The following is an 18,087-nucleotide window of genomic DNA, read 5'->3' on the forward strand; positions in this document are numbered from 1 at the left end:
GTCACGTCCGCCGGACGGCCGCGAACCGTTCGTCGACCTCCTCGGGGGTCAGGCCGAAGTCCGACAGCCGGTAGCGGTGCGCCGGCCGGGCCGCGCCCGAGTGGCTCTCGTCGTGCAGCCGGGCCATGGCCGCCCGGGCGGCGTCGCTGAGGGGCAGCCCGAAATGGGCGTAGACGGCCTCGATCGTGCCGAGGGGGTCGCGTACGAAGTCGTCGTACTCGACGTCGAAGAACCGCGCCGGATCGTGCCCGGCCCGCTCGGCGCGGAACCGTTCCAGGCCCCGGCTCCACAGCTCCAGCTGGTCCCGCCCGATCACCGCGCCGGTGAACATCTGTGACCAGCCCTCGGTGGCGTGGGCGGCGAGGCTGCACATCGAGGCCATCGCGGTCCGCGGGGAGCGGTGGGTCTGGATGACGAGCGCGTCGGGGTAGACCTCCAGCAACGCGTCGAGGGCGAACAGGTGGCTGGGGTTCTTCAGCACCCAGCGCCGGCCGGCGTCGGGAAGCCCGATGAGCTGCAAGTTGCGCCGGTGCCGGCGGTAGGCCGACGTCCAGTCCCGCTCCTGGAGCCAGGCGGAGTACGTCGGCAGGTGGGCCAGGCACTCGAAGGAGATCGACTGCATCGACTGGCGCAGCAACTGCCAGCACTCCTCGACCATGTCGGCCGACATGTAGTGCACGCCCATGAACTCGGGGCGCTCCAGGTGGTGCCGCTCGTAGCCGGACTGGACGGCCTGGAACACCGGATCGTCCGCCCACGTCTCGCGCGGCGGGCGCGGCTGCGGCACCTCGGTCAGCCATACCTCCAGCCCCTGGTTGGCGGGGTCGGCCGTGAGCAGCCGGTGCAGCGCGGTGGTGCCGGTGCGCGGCAGGCCGGTGACGAAGACGGGCCGCTCGATGCGCACGTCGGCGTGCTCGGGATGCCGCTTCCAGGCCTCCTCGGACAGCAGCCGCGCGGTCAGCGCACCGCGCAGGAACGCGCGTTTGACCCGGTTGCCCAGCGGGGTGAGCGCCGCGTCCTCGGCGTAGGAGTGCAGCAGCACCTCCAGGCCGTCGAGGTAGGGGTCCTCACCGAAGTCGGTCAGGCCGGTGATCTTGGAGGCCAGGGCGTGCAGCTCCTCGACCGTGCCGATGCTGTCGCGTCCTGTGGTCATCGATGCGGATCCTCCGGGTCAGTGGTGCCACTCGCCGCAGTTGACGTCGAGGCACTGGCCGGTGACCGCCCGCGCGAGCGGGGACAGCAGGAACACCACGGCGTCGGCGACCTCGTCGGGCTCGGGCAGCCTGCGCAGATCGGTCGTGGCGGCGGTCTCGTCGTACACCTGCTGCGCCGTGACACCGCGTTTCTTGGCGAGATGGTCGAAGTACCACTTGAGGTTGTCGGCCCAGATGTAGCCGGGCGCGACGGTGTTGACCCGGACGCCCTGCGGCCCGAGCTCGGTCGCCAGGCTCTGCGCGAGGGCGAGCAGGGCGGACTTGGCCATCTTGTACGCGCCGAAGGTGCGCCGCGAGTGCCGCAGCACCGCCGAGTTGATCATCACGACGGAGCCGGCGTGCTCGGTGAGCGCCGGTGTCAGCAGCCGGGTCAGCCGCAGCGTGCCGAGCACGTTGGTCTCCAGGCCGGCGCGCACCGCGTCGAGGTCCACCGAGCCCAGATCGGTCAGCGGCGGAATCGCGAAGGCATTGTTGACCAGTCCGTCGACCCGCCCGAACGACTCCAGCGCCGCCTCGGCCAGCCCTCGGCAGGACGCCTCGTCGGTGATGTCGGCCCGTACCGTCACCGCGCGGCGGCCGAGGCCGGCGACCTCCTTGGCGACCTCGGCCAGCCGCGCCTCGGTCCGCGCCCCCAGCACCACGTCGGCGCCAGCGGCGGCGCACCGCAGTGCCAGGCCGCGGCCCAGGCCCGGCCCGACGCCGGAGATGACGACGACGCGGTCACGGAGCAACATCAGCCCAGCATCCTCTTGGCGACGGCGACCTGGCGCGCGGCGATCCGGTCCGCCCACTCCTGCGGGCTCACCCGCTGCCGCTCGTAGTGGGGCAGCCGTTGCGGCAGCTCGTCGAACGGGACGATCTCCACCTCGGGGCCGTCCTCGGGCTTGAGCTCGCGCGCCAGCCGCTGCCAGCGGATCTGCAGGTACCCGCGGCGGTGCCCGGTGCGCTCGATCCAGTTGGCCAGACCGGGATCGCGCTCGCTGACGACGAAGCGGATCTTGCCGTCGGGGTCCACCCGCGCCTGGTCGGCGGTGAGGCTGGTCTGGTGGTTGATGTAGTCCAGCGAGATGTACCACCTGCTGCCGAGCTGGAAGCCCTGGTAGGGCGCGTCCGCGCGGGCGGCTGCCGGCACCGCGATGATCATGACCTGGTCGTCGTCGAGGTCGTAGTGGCCGACCGAGGAGTACTGCGTGGCCAGCCCGCCGGGCGTGGGCCGCGGCTCGGTCATCGTGTTGACCGGCAGCTTCAGGTAGTGCCACTCCGGGAAGGCGAGGAACGTGCGCAGCCGGGAGATCAGCATCCGGCCGGCCACGTCGTAGCGCTTAGCCATCTGCTCGGTCGTCACCGGCGGGGGAGCGGCCCCGAGCGCGCCGGCGCGGTGGATGCGGATCTCGCCGCGCCGCTCACTGTCCCAGTCGCTGTAAACCTCCCGCGCGATCAGCATCGCCGAGCCGGGCCCGAGCGTGAAGTAGTTCGGCCGGGAGCTTGCCGGTTCGGGGCCGAACCGCAGCTCGTAGGTCCCGTCCGGGGCGATCTCGATGTCGCGGTCGTCGAACGCGGTGAGGCTGTCGGGCGAGCGCGCCGGGGAGTAGTCGCCGTTGAGCACCTGGAAGCTCAGGTCGGCGGTGGTGCCGCGGCGGCCGGTGACGACGTACTCGGCGTCGTCGCGCAGGTAGGCGTGGAAGTAGAGGGTGTCGGGGTTGTCGAGGCCGAGCTTGGCGTACGGCCCGGTGGAGGCGACGAAGAACGGGAAGTCGCGTTCGTAGGCCCAGGCCAGGTGTAGGCACGACTTGATGCTGCCGGCCAGGTAGTCCAGGCCCTCGGCCAGGTCCTGCTCGGTGTGTACGTGGGGCGCCGAGCGGATGATCTGCTCGGCCTCGGCGATCGCCTCGGCGAAGGACTGCGTGGCCACCGGACCCCCTCGGCTGGCGGTACCCCTCGGCACCGGTGTGCTGGTTTGTCTCGCCGCTGAGATTAGAACTCGTTCTAGTAAATGGTCAATGGCAGGGGCCCGACGCGCACCGCCGTCCCGGGCCGCCGCGCCCCGGCGCCGCCACCGCCGAACCCGGCGATCAGGCCCCGTCCGACGCCCACCGGTTCGCGGTGAAGCTGAGGCTGGGCAGGTCGGCGAGGGACACGGTGTACTCGTACGTCCGCTTGTGCCCGGTGGCGCTGACCCGCCAGTGGCCGTCGGAACAGCGCCGATAGGTGTCCTCGTAGTGAGCGGCGCCGCGGATGAGCAGGCGATGCGCCATGACGATGACGGTGTCCTCAAGAGCCCAGGTGCCCTGGGCATGGTCGCCGTCGATCTCGATCTCGGGATGGCCGGCCAGATGCGTGGTGATCGTGCCGGGGCCCAGGTTGGCGCGCATGTAGCCGATGATGGCGTCCCGCCCGGCCAGGCGCAGCGGCTTGCCGAGCACGGGGGTGTCGTACTCCGCCACGGCGTCCTCGGTGAAGACGTCGGCGAAGTCGTCCCAGAGCTTGAGGTCCACGCAGCGCAGGTAGCGGTACTTCACCCGGCGGATCTCTTCGAGCGCGATCAGATCCATGTCCCACAGCTTGCTCGACCGGTGCGCCGTCTGGCAATAACACGTTCTACTTTCGTGGTCGCCGGTACGGGGCGAGCGTCGGCGACGGAGCGGAGCCGACGGGCGCCGAGGCCCGGGGCGGTGGGCCCCAGATGCCCGGCTGCGGCCCGTGTTCCGCGAATATGCGCAGGTGGTGTGAGGTGCCGCGATCGCGGGCACCCCTGCGTTGCAAGCCGGACGGTCACGGTGTCGGTCGCCGTCCGCGTTCTGACGGCGATCCGGGTGACCGGGCCGTGGGTCGGCGGGGGGAAGCCTCCGATGAAGCTCGACAGGATAGGGACGGACACGCCCCGGCCGCTGCGGGCGCTATACGTCGTGCCGCCCGCTCTGGGCGCCGTGCTCGTCGCCCTCGGCCTCTACGGGGACTCCTCCGGATTCTGGAACGGGCGCGGTTTTCTGGCGAATCTGCTCTCCGTCTTCGCCGGGGTGCTTTTCGGTGTCCCGTTCGCCCTGCTCGTGTCGGGCAGGCTGGCTTCGGCACAGGCCGAAATCCGGGAGCGCCGGGAAGCCCGCCGGCTGGCGGGCCGTGTCGTCCGGTCCCTGCACGAGGCCGTGTGCGCCCTCATGCGCTCCGGAGAACATGACAAGGCCCTCGAAAAGGCCACGGCCGTCGAGGCATCCCTGGAACACGTGAAAGGACGTCTCGTTTCCGTCGAGGACCTCGACAGTGCCCTTGTGCACGATCTGAGCCAGGCCGTTCCCGCCCGGGAGTGGAACGCCGAAGAGGTTCAGGAGGTCCTTTCGGCGGTCGCCGGGAAGGGCGGCCACCCCCTCCTGTCGTCCCGCTCCCCGCGGAGACTCCGGATGGTGGAGACCAGGGCGATCGTCTGCTCGCTCGCCTCGGCCATGCGCGAGGCGCACGGACTCTGGCTCGAAACGTACGGTGCCGAGCCCGCCGCGGAAACGCAATGGGCGAACATATCCCACCAGTGGAGAACCCTGCAGGAGGTCGTCCGCCCCCGGTTCTTCGAACTTGGCCTGCCATGGGCCGACATCTCGCTCGTCCTGGCGACCGAGGCCCTTTCCGGACGGCCTCGGGGATCCGGGATTTCCCCAGAGGACTGGTACGGCAAGGAGGCCGCGCGCGCCCTGGAGGCGCTGGACGACTCATCCGTTCCCGAAGTGCTGAAAAGCGCGCTCATGCTGTCGGCGTCCGGTGAATCGCCACCCGGCGTACGGTTCGAGGAGATCATCGAGAACGGACTGCACTACGCCCGGCACGTGCGGATGCTGCTGGAGAACGCGATCCGCATCCGCGCGCTCTTCGACATCGACGGATGAGGTCTCGCGCGGCGCCCGAGGTCACGTTCGCCCATGCGGACCCATGCAGACCCATGCGGATCTGAGTACTTTCGCGGATGCCCCCTCGGCCCGCCGTCGGACACCCTGCTCGCATGGACACGACCCGCTGGCGTCCCTTCGCCCTCCTCCTCAAGGCCGTCCTGGCCGTTCTCCTCGGGCTGGCCCTGCTCTTCCCGCACTGGGACCGTTTCGCCGACAAGGCGATGGGCGTCCGCGCGGCCACCTATCCCGTGGCCGTCATGCTGGTCCTGGCGGTCTGGGCGCTGCGCGGCCGTCGCGGCGCGTTCCCGTGGGACGTCGACCTGCTGCTGACCGCCCCCTTCGTCATCGACGTCGCGGGCAACGCGGCCGACCTGTACGACACCGTCGGCTGGTTCGACGACGCCTGCCACTACGGCAACTGGCTGCTGCTCGCCGCCGCCGCCGGTCTTGCCCTCCGCCGCTGGAGCCCCCTCCCGCCCGCGGCCCTGGCCCTGTCGTGTGCGGGAATCGGCGCCATCGCCGCCATCGTCTGGGAGTTCTTCGAGTACGGCGTCTTCATCCTCGACACCCCCGAATCCGTCGGCATCTACCGCGACACCGTCGGCGACCTCATGCTCGGCCTGCTCGGCGCCACCACGGCGGGCCTCCTCATCGCGGCCCTGGCGCGCCGAAGCGGACGGCCGGACCGTGTCCGTACGGACCCGGCGACCCCGGCCCGTCTCGGCTCCCGTCTCGGTTTCGGCGGGTGAGCCGTCCGCTGAGTTGCCTACGTCTCGTTCGCCGCGACGATGCGGGAACGAGGACGTAGACAACCCGCGCGCGCGGACAGGAGGGAAAGACCCGGTCCAGGCCGCCCTCTGAAGTCGAACCGGGGCGATCCGTCACTCCTGTCCACGCTCTGTCGGCATTACCGGGAACGACGGAATCACACGCCGCCCTCGGCCCAGAGGTAACAAAGACCCGGCAGGCACCGGCCATGCTCGCGCAAGAGATGACATACCCGGCGGCGGGCGTCAGGCCGGCAGGCCCAGGCCACGCGCCAGGATCGTGGCCGTGGTCGCGATCACCTGCTCGTCGCCGGGCGCGTCGAAGTCCCGCCGGGCGGTGTAGACCGCGAAGATCACCGGGGCGGAGGAACCCGGCGGCCAGGCGATGGCCACGTCATTGGCGGCGCTGCCGGCGGTGCCGGTCTTGTCGCCGACCGTCCAGTCCTCGGGCAGCCCGGCGCGGATGCGCTTGTCACCGGTGGTGTTGCCGCGCAGCCAGCCGATCAGCCGCCGCCGGTCGGCCTCGGCCAGGCCGTTCCCGACGGTGAGCCGGTGCAGGTCGCGGCCCATCGCCTCGGGCGTGGTGGTGTCGCGCCGCTCACCGGCCGACCACTCGTTCAGCTCGGTCTCCCAGCGGTCCAGCCGGGAGACCGGGTCGCCGAGGGAACGCAGGAAACGGGTCAGCCCCGGCGGCCCGCCGATCTGCTTCAGCAGCAGGTTGCCGGCGGTGTTGTCGCTGTACCTGATGGCCGCGTCGCACAGTTGCGCGACGGTCAGCCCGGTGTCCACGTGCTGCTCGGTGATCGGCGAGTAGTCCACCAGGTCCTCGCTCGACCAACGGACGATGCGGTCCATCAGGCCCGGATCCTCCCGGCGCGCCTTGTGCAGGACCGCCGCCGCCGCGACCGCCTTGAACGTCGACAGCATCGGGAAACGCTCGTGCGCCCGGTGCGCGAGGATGCGGCCGCTGCCGGTGTCGAACGCGAACGCGCCAATGCGCCCCTGGTAGGAGTCCTCCAGTTCGCGCAGCCGCCGGCGCGCCTCGGCCTGGCGGGACGCCTCCGTACCGCCCGTGACGGCCGGCGTCCGGACGGTCTCCTGGCCGCTGTGGGTGACCGCCCGGCCGCCGGCCGGTTCCGTGTCCGCTCCGCAGGCCACGCCGCCGAACAGCAGGGACGCGGCCAACGCCGTCGCGCCCAGTCCTCTCCACGGCCACCGGCGATGGACATCGCGCATGCTCGGGCTCCTCACTCTGATCCTCGTCACTCACGATCTTCGGACCTGGAAAGCAGAGCAGACCCGTCCCGCTCATGTCCAATACGGATATGGCCGCTGGATCAATATGTAAATACCTATTATCGCTGTTCACGGCCTTCATGGCCGTCGCGGTCGCCGCGGGCCGAGACCGCCGCATCGAGTACTGGATCGCCGGCGCCGTAAAACGCCCCACCGGAACGCGACCCCTTCATAGGCGGAGGGGTGCCCTGCCAGTCCGGTGGTCCGGGGCTTCGTGATCGGGCGGTAAATCCTTGCTCCGGGCGGGACGTCTCCCCAGTGTCGTCACTCTCGGTATTGGATCAGTGGCAGAGAGTTAAGGACGTTCATATTCGCCACCTGGAGAGGTGCCCATGCGACGTCCCGTTCTCGTTGCCCTGACCACAATCCTCACCGCGCTCACCGCGCCACCGGCCACCGCCGCGCCGCCCCCGCCGCCTGAGGCGGTCACCGCGCTGGAGCACCTGGTCGCCCTGCGCACCGAGGCAGAAGGTTCCGGCGCCGGCTACAGCCGCGAGCTGTTCCCGCACTGGATCACCATCAGCGGAACCTGCAACACCCGCGAGACCGTGCTCAAGCGCGACGGCGTCAACGTCGTCACCAACAAAGGGTGCGCGGCCGTCTCCGGCTCCTGGTACTCCCCGTACGACGGCGCCACCTGGTACGCCGCCTCCGACATCGACATCGACCACATGGTCCCGCTGTACGAGGCCTGGCAGTCGGGCGCCGACACCTGGACCACCGAGCGGCGCCGAAGGTTCGCCAACGACCTGGAGTCCTCCCAGCTGTGGGCGGTCACCGACAACGTCAACCAGCAGAAGTCCGACAAGGATCCCGCCACCTGGAAGCCGCCCCTGGAGTCCTTCCACTGCACCTACGCCCGGTCGTGGATCGACGTGAAATGGCGCTACGACCTGTCCGCCGACATCGCCGAGAAGGCGGCGCTGACGACGATGCTGGCCACCTGCTGACCACGCCGGCGTCCCGCCCTCATCAAACCCTGAGGGTGGGACGCCACGGCGTGCCCGCTGCCGGCCACCCTGGATCGCCCATGCGGTGCGCTTCGAACGCGTTCGCCGGGGCTCCGGTTCCGCTTTTTCAGCGTTCGAGGACCAGGGCCAGGCCCTGGCCTACGCCGATGCACAGGGACGCCACGCCCAGGCCGCCGCCGGAGGCGGCGAGGCGGTGGGCGACGGCGCCGGCCAGGCGCGCGCCCGAGGCGCCGAGGGGGTGACCGAGGGCGATGGCGCCGCCGTCGGGGTTCACCAGGGCGGGGTCGAGCTCGGGGAGGGCGGCCAGGCAGCCGAGGGTCTGCGCGGCGAACGCCTCGTTGATCTCGACGGTCGTCAGATCGGCGAAGGTGCGGCCGGCCCGGTCGAGGGCACGGGTGATCGCCTCGACCGGGCCGAGACCGAACATCTGCGGCTCCAGCGCGGTGGCGGCACTGGCCCGGATCCGGGCCAGCGGCCGGCGGCCGAGAGCGGCCAGGCCCGCCTCGTCGGCGAGCAGGAGCGCGGCCGCGCCGTCGTTGAGGGGAGAGGCGTTCCCGGCGGTGACCGTCCCGTCAGGGCGGAACGCGGGCTTCAGCTTGGCGAGGGCCTCCAGGCTGGTGCCGGGCCGGATCGTCTCGTCCCGGGACAGCTCCGCCCCGGCGACCGGGACGACCTGCGCGTCGTACACGCCGTCGTGCCAGGCCCGGTCGGCCTTGCGGTGACTGCCGAGGGCGAAGGCGTCCTGCTCCTCGCGGCTGATGCCGTACTTGTCGGCGATGAGTTCGGCGCCCTCGCCGAGTGCGACCGTCCACTCCGCCGGCATGGCCGGGTTGACCAGCCGCCAGCCGAGCGTCGTGGACACCAGTTCGGCGTTCCCCGCCGGGAAGGCCCGTTCGGGCTTGGGCAGCACCCACGGGGCGCGGCTCATCGACTCCACCCCGCCGGCGACCACGATCGAGGCGTCGCCGACCGCGACGGCCCGGGACGCCTGGATGACGGCCTCCAGGCCGGAGCCGCACAGCCGGTTGACCGTCGCGCCCGGCACGCTCACCGGCAGGCCCGCCAGCAGCACCGCCATCCGGGCCACGTTCCGGTTGTCCTCGCCCGCGCCGTTGGCGTTGCCGAAGATCACGTCGTCGATCCGGGCCGGGTCCAGCGCGGGGCTGCGATCCACCAGGGCGCGCAGGACGCCCGCCGCCAGGTCGTCCGGCCGCACCCCCGCCAGCGCCCCGGAGTACTTGCCGATCGGGGTGCGCACCGCGTCGACCACGTAGACGTCGTTCATCGCCGAGTTCACCGCCGGCCCCCCTCCGCGATGGTGATCTTCGCGCCGGTCCGCTCGGCGACCTCGTCGGCGCTCACCCCGGGCGCGGTCTCGACCAGCACCAGCCCGGCCGGGGTGACGTCCAGGACGGCCAGGTCGGTGATGATCCGGTGGACGCACCGGCGGCCGGTCAGCGGCAGGTCGCACTCCTCGACGATCTTCGGGGTGCCGTCCTTGGCGTTGTGCGTGGTCAGCACGATCACCCGGCGGGCCCCGTGGACCAGGTCCATCGCCCCGCCCATGCCCTTGACCATCGCCCCGGGGATCACCCAGTTGGCCAGGTCGCCGCGGGCCGAGACCTGCATGGCGCCCAGGATCGCGGTGTCGATGTGGCCGCCGCGGATCATCCCGAACGACAGGGCCGAGTCGAAGTAGGACGCGCCCGGCAGGACGGTGACCGTCTCCTTGCCCGCGTTGATCAGGTCGGGGTCGACCTCATCCTCGCGCGGGTAGGGGCCGACGCCCAGGACTCCGTTCTCCGAGTGCAGGACGACCCGCACGCCGGGCGGCACATGGCCGGGCACCAGGGTGGGCAGGCCGATCCCGAGGTTGACGCAGCTGCCGTCGGTCAGCTCGGCGGCCGCGCGGGCCGCCATCTGGTCGCGGGTCCAGGCCATCAGGCGCGCACCGTCCTCTTCTCGATCCCCTTGGCGGCGGCCTGCTCGGCCGTCAGCGGCACCACCCGCTGGACGAACACGCCCGGCAGGTGGACCTCGTCGGGATCGAGGGCGTCCACCAGTTCCTCGACCTCGGCGATCGTGATCCGGCCGGCCATCGCGGCCAGCGGGTTGAAGTTCCGGGACGCCTTGGCGAACACCAGGTTGCCGTACCGGTCCCCGCGCCGTGCCCGGACCAGCGCGAAGTCGGTGGTGATGCCGCGTTCCAGCACGTAGGCGGTGCCGTCGAACTCGCGGACCTCCTTGGCGGGGGAGGCGACCGCGACGGTGCCGTCGGGGGCGTAGCGCCACGGCAGGCCGCCCTCGGCGACGACCGTCCCGACCCCGGCGGGTGTATAGAAGGCGGGGATGCCGCAGCCGCCCGCGCGCAGCCGTTCGGCCAGCGTGCCCTGCGGGATCAGCTCGACCTCGATCTCCCCGGCCAGGTACTTGCGGGCGAAGGTCTTGTTCTCGCCGATGTAGGAGCCGGTCACCCTGGCGATCCGGCCCGCCGCCAGCAGGATGCCCAGGCCGCCGCCGTCCACCCCGCAGTTGTTGGAGACCACGCTCAGCCCGCCGGTCCCGGCCGCGTGCAGCGCCTCGATCAGCACGTCCGGCACTCCGCTCAGCCCGAAGCCGCCGACGGCCAGCGACGCCCCGTCCGGGACGTCCGCGACGGCCGCCGCCGCGTCGGTCACCACCTTGTCCATGCCCCGCCCCCATGGTGTTCGCCTGGTGAACTTTTGTTCATAATAGCGTCGAGCAGTCTGCGTCGCCGTGCGGGGGATGTCAACAGCGGGGTATGGGTCGGGGGCGTCCTACCGCTGGAACGCCGGCACGGCCTGGAGCAGGAGGAGGCCGTCTACCGCTCCCTGCCGGGGTCGTTCCGGGAGCCCACGTACGGGCGGCGCGTACGGCGGCAGGGCGCCCTGTCATCAAGCGGGACCGGCGGCGGCGTGTGCGCCGTCAGGTGGAGACGGCGGGCGCGGCGATCGTCACTCGTCCCCGGTGGGGGAGGTGAGGTGTTCCAGCAGGCGCATCGGGGCGTAGTTGCCCCACCCCGAATCCGGCCAGTTGAACCAGCCCGACGACGCGGACGTGCCCCCGTCGGGGTGGAGGGTGGTCCCGGTGATGTAGGCCGACAGCCCCGAGGCGAGGAACACCACGCAGTTCGACACGTCGGTGACCTGTCCCACCCGTCCCATGGGGATGGCGATGCGGATACCGGCGGGAGTCGACAACGGGTGATCCTCGTTGGCGAATCTGGTGAGGTTGGGCGTCGGGGCGTAGTCCGGAGCGACGTTGTTGACCCGGATGCCGTCCGGGGCCAGTTCGACGGCGAGTGTCCGCGCGAAGTGCTCCACGGCCGCCTTGGCCGCCGAGTAGACGGCGAAGCCGGGCGCCGCCCGGTGCGCCTCGATGGTGGTGAGGTTGACGATGCTGCCGCCGCGACCGCCCTTCCGCATCCGCGGGATCGCCAGGGAGCAGGCGTGCAGGACGTGGAGCAGGTTGGTGCGCAGCAGCGCGTCCCAGCCCTTCGGGGTGGTGTCGACGAACGGCGCCCGGAAAGTGCCCCCGACGACGTTGACCAGCGTGTCGAGCCGTCCCCACCGTTCGTCGGCGGCGGCGAACAGCGCCGACAGCGCGTCGGGGTCGCGGGCGTCGCCATGGTGCACGATCGCGTCGTGTCCCTGCTCGCTGAGCGACCGGCGCAGACTCTCGACCGCCTCACCGTCGATGTCGATCACCGCCGGGCGGACGCCGTTGGCGGCCAGGTCGCGCGCGACGGCCTCCCCGAGACCGCCCGCCCCGCCGGTCACCACGGCGACGGTGCCGTCCAGCCCCGCCCGCTCCTCGAACCATCCCATGTCCGCCGCCTCCGCCGTCACGACAGGTAGGTCGAGCCGAAGGCCTCGATGAACTCGAACGTGGCCGAGGGGTCGCTGGTGCGGCTCGACACCACCACCCACGTGACACCGGCCTTGTCGAGCTCCGCGAACGCCTCCCGGTGGCGGTCGGGCTCGACGGCCGGCGACTGGATCCCGTCGCCGTGGTAGGAGTACAGCACGTCGATCCGGTCGCTGCGCCCGGCCGCGGCGGCGGCCTCCCGCAACTCGGCGATGGCGTCGGCCAGGTCCCCGACCGAGCTGAGGGCGGGCGTGCGGGCGGTGGCGCTCAGCTGCGCTCCGCCGGACATCGGCATCCATCCCTGCGCCCGCTCGGCGACCCGGCGGCGGCTCAGCCTGGAGTTGCCGCCCACCCAGATCGGAATGGGGTCCTGGACCGGCCGGGGCCGGGCGATCACGTCGCGTGCGCTGAAGTGCCGGCCCTGGTAGCTGAACGGCTCACCGCTCCAGTGCAGCGGCAGCACGTCGAGAGCCTCGTCGAACAGGGCGTTGCGCTCGTCCATGTCGACGCCCAGGGCGTAGAACTCGCTTTTCTGGTAGCCGGTGCCGAGCCCGAGGGTCATGCGCCCTCCCGAGAGCCTGTCCAGCGTCGCCGCCGCCTTGGCCAGCAGGAAGGGGTTCCGGTACGGGGCGACCGCCAGGTAGGTCAGCAGCCGGATCCGCTCGGTCGCCGCGGCCGCGTAGCCGAGCGCGACGAACGGGTCGAGCGTCTGGTGCCCGCCCGAGGCCATCCATCTGGCCCCCGGCACCGGGTGCTCGCTGAGCGACAGCCCGTCGAAGCCGGATCGTTCCACCGCGACCGCCACCTCACGCAGCGGCCCGGCGTCGAGGACATCACCGTCGGGCCCGTTCGCCTCGGGGTAATGGAAGATGAAGCGCATCGTCACCTCGTCGTACGTCCTCGGTGGGCTCTGCCGGAGAGCGACCTTCGGGCCGGGCGCCCGCGACCGGCCCCAGGTGGAGAATCACCCATGCCCGCAGTGTACTCATCACTAGATCATTTGTAAGAGGGTGACTCTCGTTTACTAAGAAGTAGATTCTCTGGACTGCTCGGCCGGTGCGGGGAGCCGCCGGGGTAGTCTTCCCAGTCGGTTTCCCTCTTAGTAGAGTCCGACTTGCAGATCACTAGAAGAGGATTCTCGGAGTGACATGACCGTTCGCCACGACCACTGGATCGGCGGTAGGGCCACCGAACCCGTGAGCGGCGCCTACCTGCCCACGCTGGACCCCGCGACCCGGCGGCCGGGGGACGAGATCGCCGCGGGATCGCAGGCCGACGTCGAGCGGTCCGTGGCCGCCGCCGCGGCGGCCTGGCCGGAGTGGGCCCGACGGTCCGGGGCGGAACGTTCCGAAGTGCTCCACCGGATCGCGGACGCGATCGAGGACGGCGCCGACGAACTGCGGGAACTGGAGCGGGCGTGCACTGGCAAGCTCCCCGGCCAGCTCCGCACGGAGATCGACATGTCGGCCGCCTACTTCCGCTACTACGCCGGCGTCCTGCGCGCCCACCACGGACGCACGATCGACCAGGGCGGCCGCAACCACACCTACACCCGGCTCGAACCCTACGGCGTCATCGCCGCGATCACACCGTGGAACCTGCCGCTGAACCAGGCGTGCCGGGCGCTGGCCCCGGCGCTGGCCGCGGGCAACGCGGTCGTGGCCAAACCGTCGGAGCTGACCTCGACCTCGACGCTGTGCCTGGCCCGCCTCGCCAGTGCCGCCGGCCTCCCGGACGGCCTGCTGAACGTGGTGACGGGCACCGGCCCCGAGGCGGGCACGCCGCTGGCCGCCCACCCGGCGGTGCGGCGCATCACGTTCACCGGCTCCGTCCCCACCGGACGGCACCTGGCCCGGATCGCCGCCGACCGGCTCGTGCCCATGACGCTCGAACTCGGCGGCAAGTCCCCGATCGTGGTGTTCGCCGACGCCGACCTCGACCGGGCCGTCGCCGCGGCGGTCGCGGCCGTGGCGACCAACGCCGGGCAGGTGTGCTCGGCCACCACCCGGCTCCTGGTCGAGTCCCCGGCGCACGACGAGGTGGTCGCCGCCGTGGTCGAGGCGGTCGAGCGGCTGCGGCCCGGCGTGGACTTCGGCCCGATCATCACCGAGGCGCAGTTCCGCAAGGTGCTGGACCACTTCGCCGACGCGGCGGCCGCCGGTGTGCTGCCGGTGACCGGGGGCTCGGCCTACGACGACGGGCCGGCCGCGCAGGGACAGTACGTGCGCCCGACCGTCTACGCCGCAGTGCCGCCCGACCTGCGGATCGCCCGCGAGGAGATCTTCGGCCCGGTCCTGGTCACCATGCCCTTCGCCGACGAGGCCGAGGCGCTCGCCCTGGCCAACGACACCGACTACGGCCTCGTGGCCGGCGTCTGGAGCGGCGACGTCGGCCGCGGCCTGCGGCTCGCCGAGCGGATCGACGCCGGCCAGGTGGCGGTGAACGGGGGCGCGCTCACCATCGAGACGCCGTTCGGGGGCTTCAAGTCCAGCGGGTACGGGCGGGAGAAGGGCATCGAGGCCCTGCACGAGTACGCCCAGATCAAGACCATCAGCCTGTCCCTTTGACCGAGTTCGGAGAGCCCGTGGAAGAGTCCGACGCGTTGCGTGCCGCCCGTGCCGTCCGCCGGTCGGTGCTCGGTGACGCCTACGTCGACGGCCAGAGTGCCGACCCCGACCCGGCCGGCAGGGAGTTCCAGGACTACATCACCTCGACGGCGTGGGGGGTGTGGGCCCGGGGCGGCGCTCTGGCCTCCCGTGACCGGAGCCTGCTGGTGCTGGCCATGACGGCGGCGCTGGGCCGGATGGAGGAGTTCCGCGTGCACGCCGGCAGCGCGCTGCGGGCCGGTGTCACCGACGAGGAGATCGACGAGTTGCTGTTCCAGATCGCCGCCTACTGCGGTGTGCCGGCCGGGGTCGCCGCCAGGCGGGTCGTCCGGGCCGTACGGGCGGAACGGGGAGAGGCGTGACGATGACGACGGCCGGCTTCGTGGGCCTGGGCAACATGGGCGGCGCCTTGGCGGCGAACGTGGCCCGGGCGGGCCTACCCCTGGTGGCCTACGACGCCGCAGGCCCCGAACGCACCCCGGAGGGCGCCGAGTACGCCGCCGACGTCGCCGAGGTCGCCCGGCAGGCCGACGTGGTGGTGTTCAGCCTTCCCGACGGCACGGTGTCCGAGCAGGTGGCGCGTGAGATCGTCGCGGTCGCCGACCGCCGCGTCACCCATGTCGTGGACACCTCGACGGTCGGGGTGCGCGCTGCGCAGGACATTGCCGCGCTGCTGGCCGGCAGCGGCATCGCCTACGTCGATGCGCCCGTGTCCGGCGGCGTGGCCGGTGCCCGCGCCCGTACGCTCGCGGTGATGTACGCCGGGACCGACGAGGCGTGCGCCCACGTCGAGCCCGTGCTCACCGGCCTCAGCGACCGGCGCCACCGGGTGGGCGACCGCCCCGGCCTCGCCCAGGCCTTGAAGCTGGCCAACAACTTCCTGGCCGCCACCGCGCTCGCCGCGACCAGCGAGGCGATCGCCTTCGGCGTGTCGGTGGGCCTGGAGATGGATACCATGCTCGAAGTGCTCAACGGATCCAGCGGCCGGAACTCGGCGACCAGCGACAAGTTCCCCGACCACGTGCTCACCGGCCGCTACGCCGCAGGCTTCGCCAACTCGCTCATGAGCAAGGACGTGCAGCTCTACCTGCGCGCCGTGGCGGACCGGGACGGCCCGTCGTCCATCGCGACGGTCACCGCGTCCCTGTGGGAGCGGTTCGCGGAAGCCGAACCCGGCGCCGACTTCACCCGCATCTTCCCCTTCGTCGAACGCTCCTGACGGCTCCCCCTTACCGAAGGCCCCTGAGGGCGCCGGTCAGCCCGTCAGCCAGCCCGGGCTGACCAGGCCCGACTCATAAGCCAGCACCACGAGCTGGGAACGGTCCCGCACGCCCAGCTTGGTCATGATGCGGCTGACATGGGTCTTGGCGGTGGCGGGGCTGAGCACCAGGCGGGCGGCGATCTCGTCGTTGGACAGCCCGGCCGCGACCAGCCCCATCACCTCGCGTTCGCGTTCGGTGAGGGCGTTCAGCCGTGGATCGGGCCGGGGAGCGCGCACCCGGGCGGCGAACTCGGCGATCAGCCGGCGGGTGACCGACGGGCTGATCAGCGCGTCGCCGCGAGCCGCCACCCGGACTGCGTGGATCAGCTCCGCCGGCTCGGTGTCCTTGACCAGGAACCCGGTGGCGCCGGCCCGCAGCGCGCCGTACACGTAGTCGTCGAGGTCGAACGTGGTCAAGATGACGATCCGGACGTCGGCCAGCCGTGGGTCGGCGGCGATCCGGCGGGCCGCGGCCAGCCCGTCCACCTCCGGCATCCGGATGTCCATCAGCACCACGTCCGGCCGCAACTCGCGGCAGGCGGCCACCGCCTGCTCTCCGTCGGCGGCCTCACCGACCACCGCGATGTCGTCCTCGTCCTCCAGGATCGACCGGAACCCGGCACGAACCAGCCGCTGGTCGTCGGCCAACACGACTTTGATCACCGCGCGGACGCTCCGTTCCGGCGGGGCAGCCGGGCCCGGACGGCGAACCCGCCGCCCGGGCGGGGACCGGCGGTCAGTTCGCCGCCCAGCGCGCGGGCCCGTTCCCGCATGCCGCCGATGCCGGTGCCGGAGGAGCCCGGCACCGGGCCGTGGCCGTCGTCCTCGACCTCCACGGTCACCTCGCCGGGCCCGTCGCCGAGGCGGACGGTGACGGTACGGGCGTGCGCGTGCCGGGCGACGTTGGTCAGCGACTCCTGCACGATTCGGTACGCGGCCAGGTCCACCTCGGTCGGCAGCGGCCCCGGCGCGCCGTCGACCCGGACCCGCAGCCCGGTCTGCTCGGCCGAGCGGACCAGTTCCGCCAGCCGGTCCAGTCCCGGCGCCGGCGCGGTGGGGGCGTCCTCGTCGGCCTGCCGGAGCACCCCGAGGGTGGCGCGCAGCTCGCGCAGCGCCTCCCGGCTGGACTCCTTGATCGCGCCGAGCGCCGTCTCGGCCTGCGCCGGATCCCTGCCGATCCGGTGCAGCGCGGCAGCGGCCTGGACGTTGATCAGTGACATGTGGTGGCCCACCACGTCGTGCAGTTCGCGGGCGATGCGCAGCCGTTCCTCGCTGGCGGCGCGCTGCCGCACCTCGCGGAAGTAGACGCGGCGGCTGTGCGCCACCCAGCCGAGCGCGACCACTGCGACCAGCCAGCCGGTCAGCAGGAACAGCGCGAGGCCGTCTATCTCGCGGTTGCCCGCCAGGGTGCCGGCGCCCACGCTGATCACGGTCAGCGAGGACAGCGCGACGGCCGCCTGCAACCGGCCCTGTGCCGCGACCGTGTAGAGCGCGACCACCAGCGTGGCCAGCAGCGGCCCGTCGTAGATGCTGGTCAGGTAGTACGCGCAGGTGGCGGCGAAGACCAGCGCGGCGACGGCCACCGGGTGCCGGCGGCGCACGTACAGCGCCGCGCACGCCACGGCGATCAGGAGCCAGCCGAGGACGGTCGTCGCCCACGGCTCGTCCGGCCCGCCGACGAACGCCTGGACGGTGCCGGTGATCGACAACAGGAAGGCGGCGATCGCCAGCGCCGCGTCCGCCGCGCGCCCGCGCGGCAGCCGCAACCGGGTCGTACCGTCCGAGGTCATGTCCCCAGCCTAGGGCCGTCCCGGCCTTCGGGTCCTCGTCGCGGAGCCGGTTCGCAACCACGGGTGTACGTCCCGCGCCGAGGTCGCAACCTGCGGAGTACGGCGGGTGTCCACCGCAGCCGGATGCCCGGCCGGTGGCCGTGCGCCCACGCTGCGGGACATGAACGCGCACTTCTCTTCCGGCAGGGCCGCGGCGGCCTTCGCCGGGCTGCTCGCCGGCGGGGCCGCCGGTTTTCTGCTGATCGAGATCGTGGGCGCCTTCTTCACCATCGTCCTCGACCGCTCGCTCGCCCTCGACGGCACCGGCGAACCGTCGCTCGCCGTCCTGGCGGTGCCGGTGATCTGCGCCGTGGCCGGCGCGGTCGTCGGCGCCCGGCTGGCCGGTCGAGGTCCCCATTCCGGAAACCGAGGTTGATGAT

Annotated in this window: 19 protein-coding genes; 7 read left to right on the forward strand and 12 right to left on the reverse strand. The window is 72.0% G+C overall.

Annotated features, from left to right (window positions below; genetic code table 11):
• Position 1: 1 nt before the first annotated feature.
• From C4U03_RS02065 to C4U03_RS02080, 4 genes are all read right to left on the reverse strand, one after another.
• Complete coding sequence (locus C4U03_RS02065; RefSeq protein WP_103935861.1) at positions 2–1,153, reverse strand: sulfotransferase family protein; 1,152 nt, start codon at positions 1,151–1,153, stop codon at positions 2–4.
• A gap of 18 nt (positions 1,154–1,171) precedes the next feature.
• Positions 1,172–1,948, reverse strand: coding sequence for an SDR family oxidoreductase (locus tag C4U03_RS02070; protein ID WP_103935862.1), 777 nt, complete (start codon positions 1,946–1,948; stop codon positions 1,172–1,174).
• A complete protein-coding gene (locus tag C4U03_RS02075) occupies positions 1,948–3,126 on the reverse strand; it encodes a hypothetical protein (RefSeq protein ID WP_103935863.1) in 1,179 nt (392 codons plus the stop codon). Before C4U03_RS02075 ends, C4U03_RS02070 begins: the two co-directional genes overlap by 1 nt.
• Positions 3,127–3,286: 160 nt before the next feature.
• Positions 3,287–3,766, reverse strand: a complete 480-nt coding sequence (locus tag C4U03_RS02080) for a nuclear transport factor 2 family protein (RefSeq protein WP_103935864.1) — start codon at positions 3,764–3,766, stop codon at positions 3,287–3,289.
• Between the two features lie 297 nt (positions 3,767–4,063).
• Between C4U03_RS02080 and C4U03_RS02085 the strand changes: the two genes are divergently transcribed.
• Both C4U03_RS02085 and C4U03_RS02090 read left to right on the forward strand, forming a co-directional pair.
• Positions 4,064–5,086, forward strand: coding sequence for a hypothetical protein (locus C4U03_RS02085; protein WP_146087232.1), 1,023 nt, complete (start codon positions 4,064–4,066; stop codon positions 5,084–5,086).
• Positions 5,087–5,199: 113 nt separating this feature from the next.
• Positions 5,200–5,838, forward strand: coding sequence for a hypothetical protein (locus C4U03_RS02090; protein WP_103935866.1), 639 nt, complete (start codon positions 5,200–5,202; stop codon positions 5,836–5,838).
• 264 nt (positions 5,839–6,102) lie between these two features.
• Here the strand turns inward: C4U03_RS02090 and bla are convergent, their stop codons facing one another.
• The gene (bla, locus tag C4U03_RS02095) at positions 6,103–7,092 is read right to left on the reverse strand and encodes a class A beta-lactamase (RefSeq protein ID WP_103935867.1); all 990 of its coding nucleotides are present in this window, start codon (positions 7,090–7,092) and stop codon (positions 6,103–6,105) included.
• A gap of 392 nt (positions 7,093–7,484) precedes the next feature.
• On the opposite strand from bla, the gene C4U03_RS02100 reads away from it, so the two are divergent.
• Positions 7,485–8,102: an HNH endonuclease family protein gene (locus C4U03_RS02100; protein ID WP_103935868.1), complete on the forward strand. Its 618-nt coding sequence runs from the start codon at positions 7,485–7,487 to the stop codon at positions 8,100–8,102.
• Between the two features lie 127 nt (positions 8,103–8,229).
• Here the strand turns inward: C4U03_RS02100 and C4U03_RS02105 are convergent, their stop codons facing one another.
• The 5 genes from C4U03_RS02105 to C4U03_RS02125 form a co-directional block, all read right to left on the reverse strand.
• Positions 8,230–9,408, reverse strand: a complete 1,179-nt coding sequence (locus C4U03_RS02105; RefSeq protein WP_103936277.1) for a thiolase family protein — start codon at positions 9,406–9,408, stop codon at positions 8,230–8,232.
• Positions 9,409–9,416: 8 nt separating this feature from the next.
• Positions 9,417–10,064 (reverse strand): CoA transferase subunit B, encoded by a 648-nt coding sequence (locus tag C4U03_RS02110; RefSeq protein WP_103935869.1) that lies wholly within the window; start codon positions 10,062–10,064, stop codon positions 9,417–9,419.
• Entirely contained in the window at positions 10,064–10,813 is a 750-nt protein-coding gene (locus C4U03_RS02115) for a CoA transferase subunit A (RefSeq protein ID WP_103935870.1), read from the reverse strand. Before C4U03_RS02115 ends, C4U03_RS02110 begins: the two co-directional genes overlap by 1 nt.
• 285 nt (positions 10,814–11,098) lie before the next feature.
• Positions 11,099–11,971: an SDR family NAD(P)-dependent oxidoreductase gene (locus C4U03_RS02120; protein WP_103936278.1), complete on the reverse strand. Its 873-nt coding sequence runs from the start codon at positions 11,969–11,971 to the stop codon at positions 11,099–11,101.
• Positions 11,972–11,988: 17 nt separating this feature from the next.
• Positions 11,989–12,891 carry an LLM class F420-dependent oxidoreductase gene (locus tag C4U03_RS02125; RefSeq protein ID WP_103935871.1) on the reverse strand — a complete coding sequence of 301 codons (903 nt, stop codon included), beginning with the start codon at positions 12,889–12,891 and terminating at the stop codon, positions 11,989–11,991.
• 268 nt (positions 12,892–13,159) lie between these two features.
• On the opposite strand from C4U03_RS02125, the gene C4U03_RS02130 reads away from it, so the two are divergent.
• From C4U03_RS02130 to C4U03_RS02140, 3 genes are read left to right on the forward strand one after another with little or no spacing between them, the layout of a single operon-like run.
• The gene (locus C4U03_RS02130) at positions 13,160–14,578 is read left to right on the forward strand and encodes an aldehyde dehydrogenase family protein (RefSeq protein ID WP_103935872.1); all 1,419 of its coding nucleotides are present in this window, start codon (positions 13,160–13,162) and stop codon (positions 14,576–14,578) included.
• Positions 14,575–14,979 carry a carboxymuconolactone decarboxylase family protein gene (locus C4U03_RS02135; protein ID WP_200826972.1) on the forward strand — a complete coding sequence of 135 codons (405 nt, stop codon included), beginning with the start codon at positions 14,575–14,577 and terminating at the stop codon, positions 14,977–14,979. The genes C4U03_RS02130 and C4U03_RS02135 overlap by 4 nt, the downstream gene beginning before the upstream one ends.
• Positions 14,980–14,981: 2 nt before the next feature.
• Complete coding sequence (locus C4U03_RS02140; RefSeq protein ID WP_235017633.1) at positions 14,982–15,836, forward strand: NAD(P)-dependent oxidoreductase; 855 nt, start codon at positions 14,982–14,984, stop codon at positions 15,834–15,836.
• A 36-nt stretch (positions 15,837–15,872) separates the two neighbouring features.
• Here the strand turns inward: C4U03_RS02140 and C4U03_RS02145 are convergent, their stop codons facing one another.
• Together C4U03_RS02145 and C4U03_RS02150 are read right to left on the reverse strand one after the other, a co-directional pair.
• Positions 15,873–16,541, reverse strand: a complete 669-nt coding sequence (locus C4U03_RS02145; RefSeq protein ID WP_103935874.1) for a response regulator — start codon at positions 16,539–16,541, stop codon at positions 15,873–15,875.
• On the reverse strand, positions 16,538–17,668 hold the full coding sequence (locus C4U03_RS02150) for a sensor histidine kinase (RefSeq protein WP_103935875.1): 1,131 nt from the start codon (positions 17,666–17,668) through the stop codon (positions 16,538–16,540). Before C4U03_RS02150 ends, C4U03_RS02145 begins: the two co-directional genes overlap by 4 nt.
• A 160-nt stretch (positions 17,669–17,828) precedes the next feature.
• Between C4U03_RS02150 and C4U03_RS02155 the strand changes: the two genes are divergently transcribed.
• Positions 17,829–18,083 carry a hypothetical protein gene (locus tag C4U03_RS02155; RefSeq protein WP_103936281.1) on the forward strand — a complete coding sequence of 85 codons (255 nt, stop codon included), beginning with the start codon at positions 17,829–17,831 and terminating at the stop codon, positions 18,081–18,083.
• Positions 18,084–18,087: the final 4 nt, after the last annotated feature.

The sequence above is a fragment of the Thermomonospora echinospora genome (assembly GCF_900108175.1).
Classification (GTDB): domain Bacteria; phylum Actinomycetota; class Actinomycetes; order Streptosporangiales; family Streptosporangiaceae; genus Thermomonospora; species Thermomonospora echinospora.

Bases quoted from the DNA above. Each gene is read 5' to 3' on its own strand.
- C4U03_RS02065 (WP_103935861.1), bottom strand. From the start codon at position 1,153: ATGACCACAGGACGCGACAGCATCGGCACGGTCGAGGAGCTGCACGCC.
- C4U03_RS02070 (WP_103935862.1), bottom strand. From the start codon at position 1,948: ATGTTGCTCCGTGACCGCGTCGTCGTCATCTCCGGCGTCGGGCCGGGC.
- C4U03_RS02080 (WP_103935864.1), bottom strand. From the start codon at position 3,766: ATGGATCTGATCGCGCTCGAAGAGATCCGCCGGGTGAAGTACCGCTAC.
- C4U03_RS02085 (WP_146087232.1), top strand. From the start codon at position 4,064: ATGAAGCTCGACAGGATAGGGACGGACACGCCCCGGCCGCTGCGGGCG.
- C4U03_RS02090 (WP_103935866.1), top strand. From the start codon at position 5,200: ATGGACACGACCCGCTGGCGTCCCTTCGCCCTCCTCCTCAAGGCCGTC.
- bla (WP_103935867.1), bottom strand. From the start codon at position 7,092: ATGCGCGATGTCCATCGCCGGTGGCCGTGGAGAGGACTGGGCGCGACG.
- C4U03_RS02100 (WP_103935868.1), top strand. From the start codon at position 7,485: ATGCGACGTCCCGTTCTCGTTGCCCTGACCACAATCCTCACCGCGCTC.
- C4U03_RS02105 (WP_103936277.1), bottom strand. From the start codon at position 9,408: ATGAACGACGTCTACGTGGTCGACGCGGTGCGCACCCCGATCGGCAAG.
- C4U03_RS02110 (WP_103935869.1), bottom strand. From the start codon at position 10,064: ATGGCCTGGACCCGCGACCAGATGGCGGCCCGCGCGGCCGCCGAGCTG.
- C4U03_RS02115 (WP_103935870.1), bottom strand. From the start codon at position 10,813: ATGGACAAGGTGGTGACCGACGCGGCGGCGGCCGTCGCGGACGTCCCG.
- C4U03_RS02120 (WP_103936278.1), bottom strand. From the start codon at position 11,971: ATGGGATGGTTCGAGGAGCGGGCGGGGCTGGACGGCACCGTCGCCGTG.
- C4U03_RS02125 (WP_103935871.1), bottom strand. From the start codon at position 12,891: ATGCGCTTCATCTTCCATTACCCCGAGGCGAACGGGCCCGACGGTGAT.
- C4U03_RS02130 (WP_103935872.1), top strand. From the start codon at position 13,160: ATGACCGTTCGCCACGACCACTGGATCGGCGGTAGGGCCACCGAACCC.
- C4U03_RS02140 (WP_235017633.1), top strand. From the start codon at position 14,982: ATGACGACGGCCGGCTTCGTGGGCCTGGGCAACATGGGCGGCGCCTTG.
- C4U03_RS02150 (WP_103935875.1), bottom strand. From the start codon at position 17,668: ATGACCTCGGACGGTACGACCCGGTTGCGGCTGCCGCGCGGGCGCGCG.
- C4U03_RS02155 (WP_103936281.1), top strand. From the start codon at position 17,829: ATGAACGCGCACTTCTCTTCCGGCAGGGCCGCGGCGGCCTTCGCCGGG.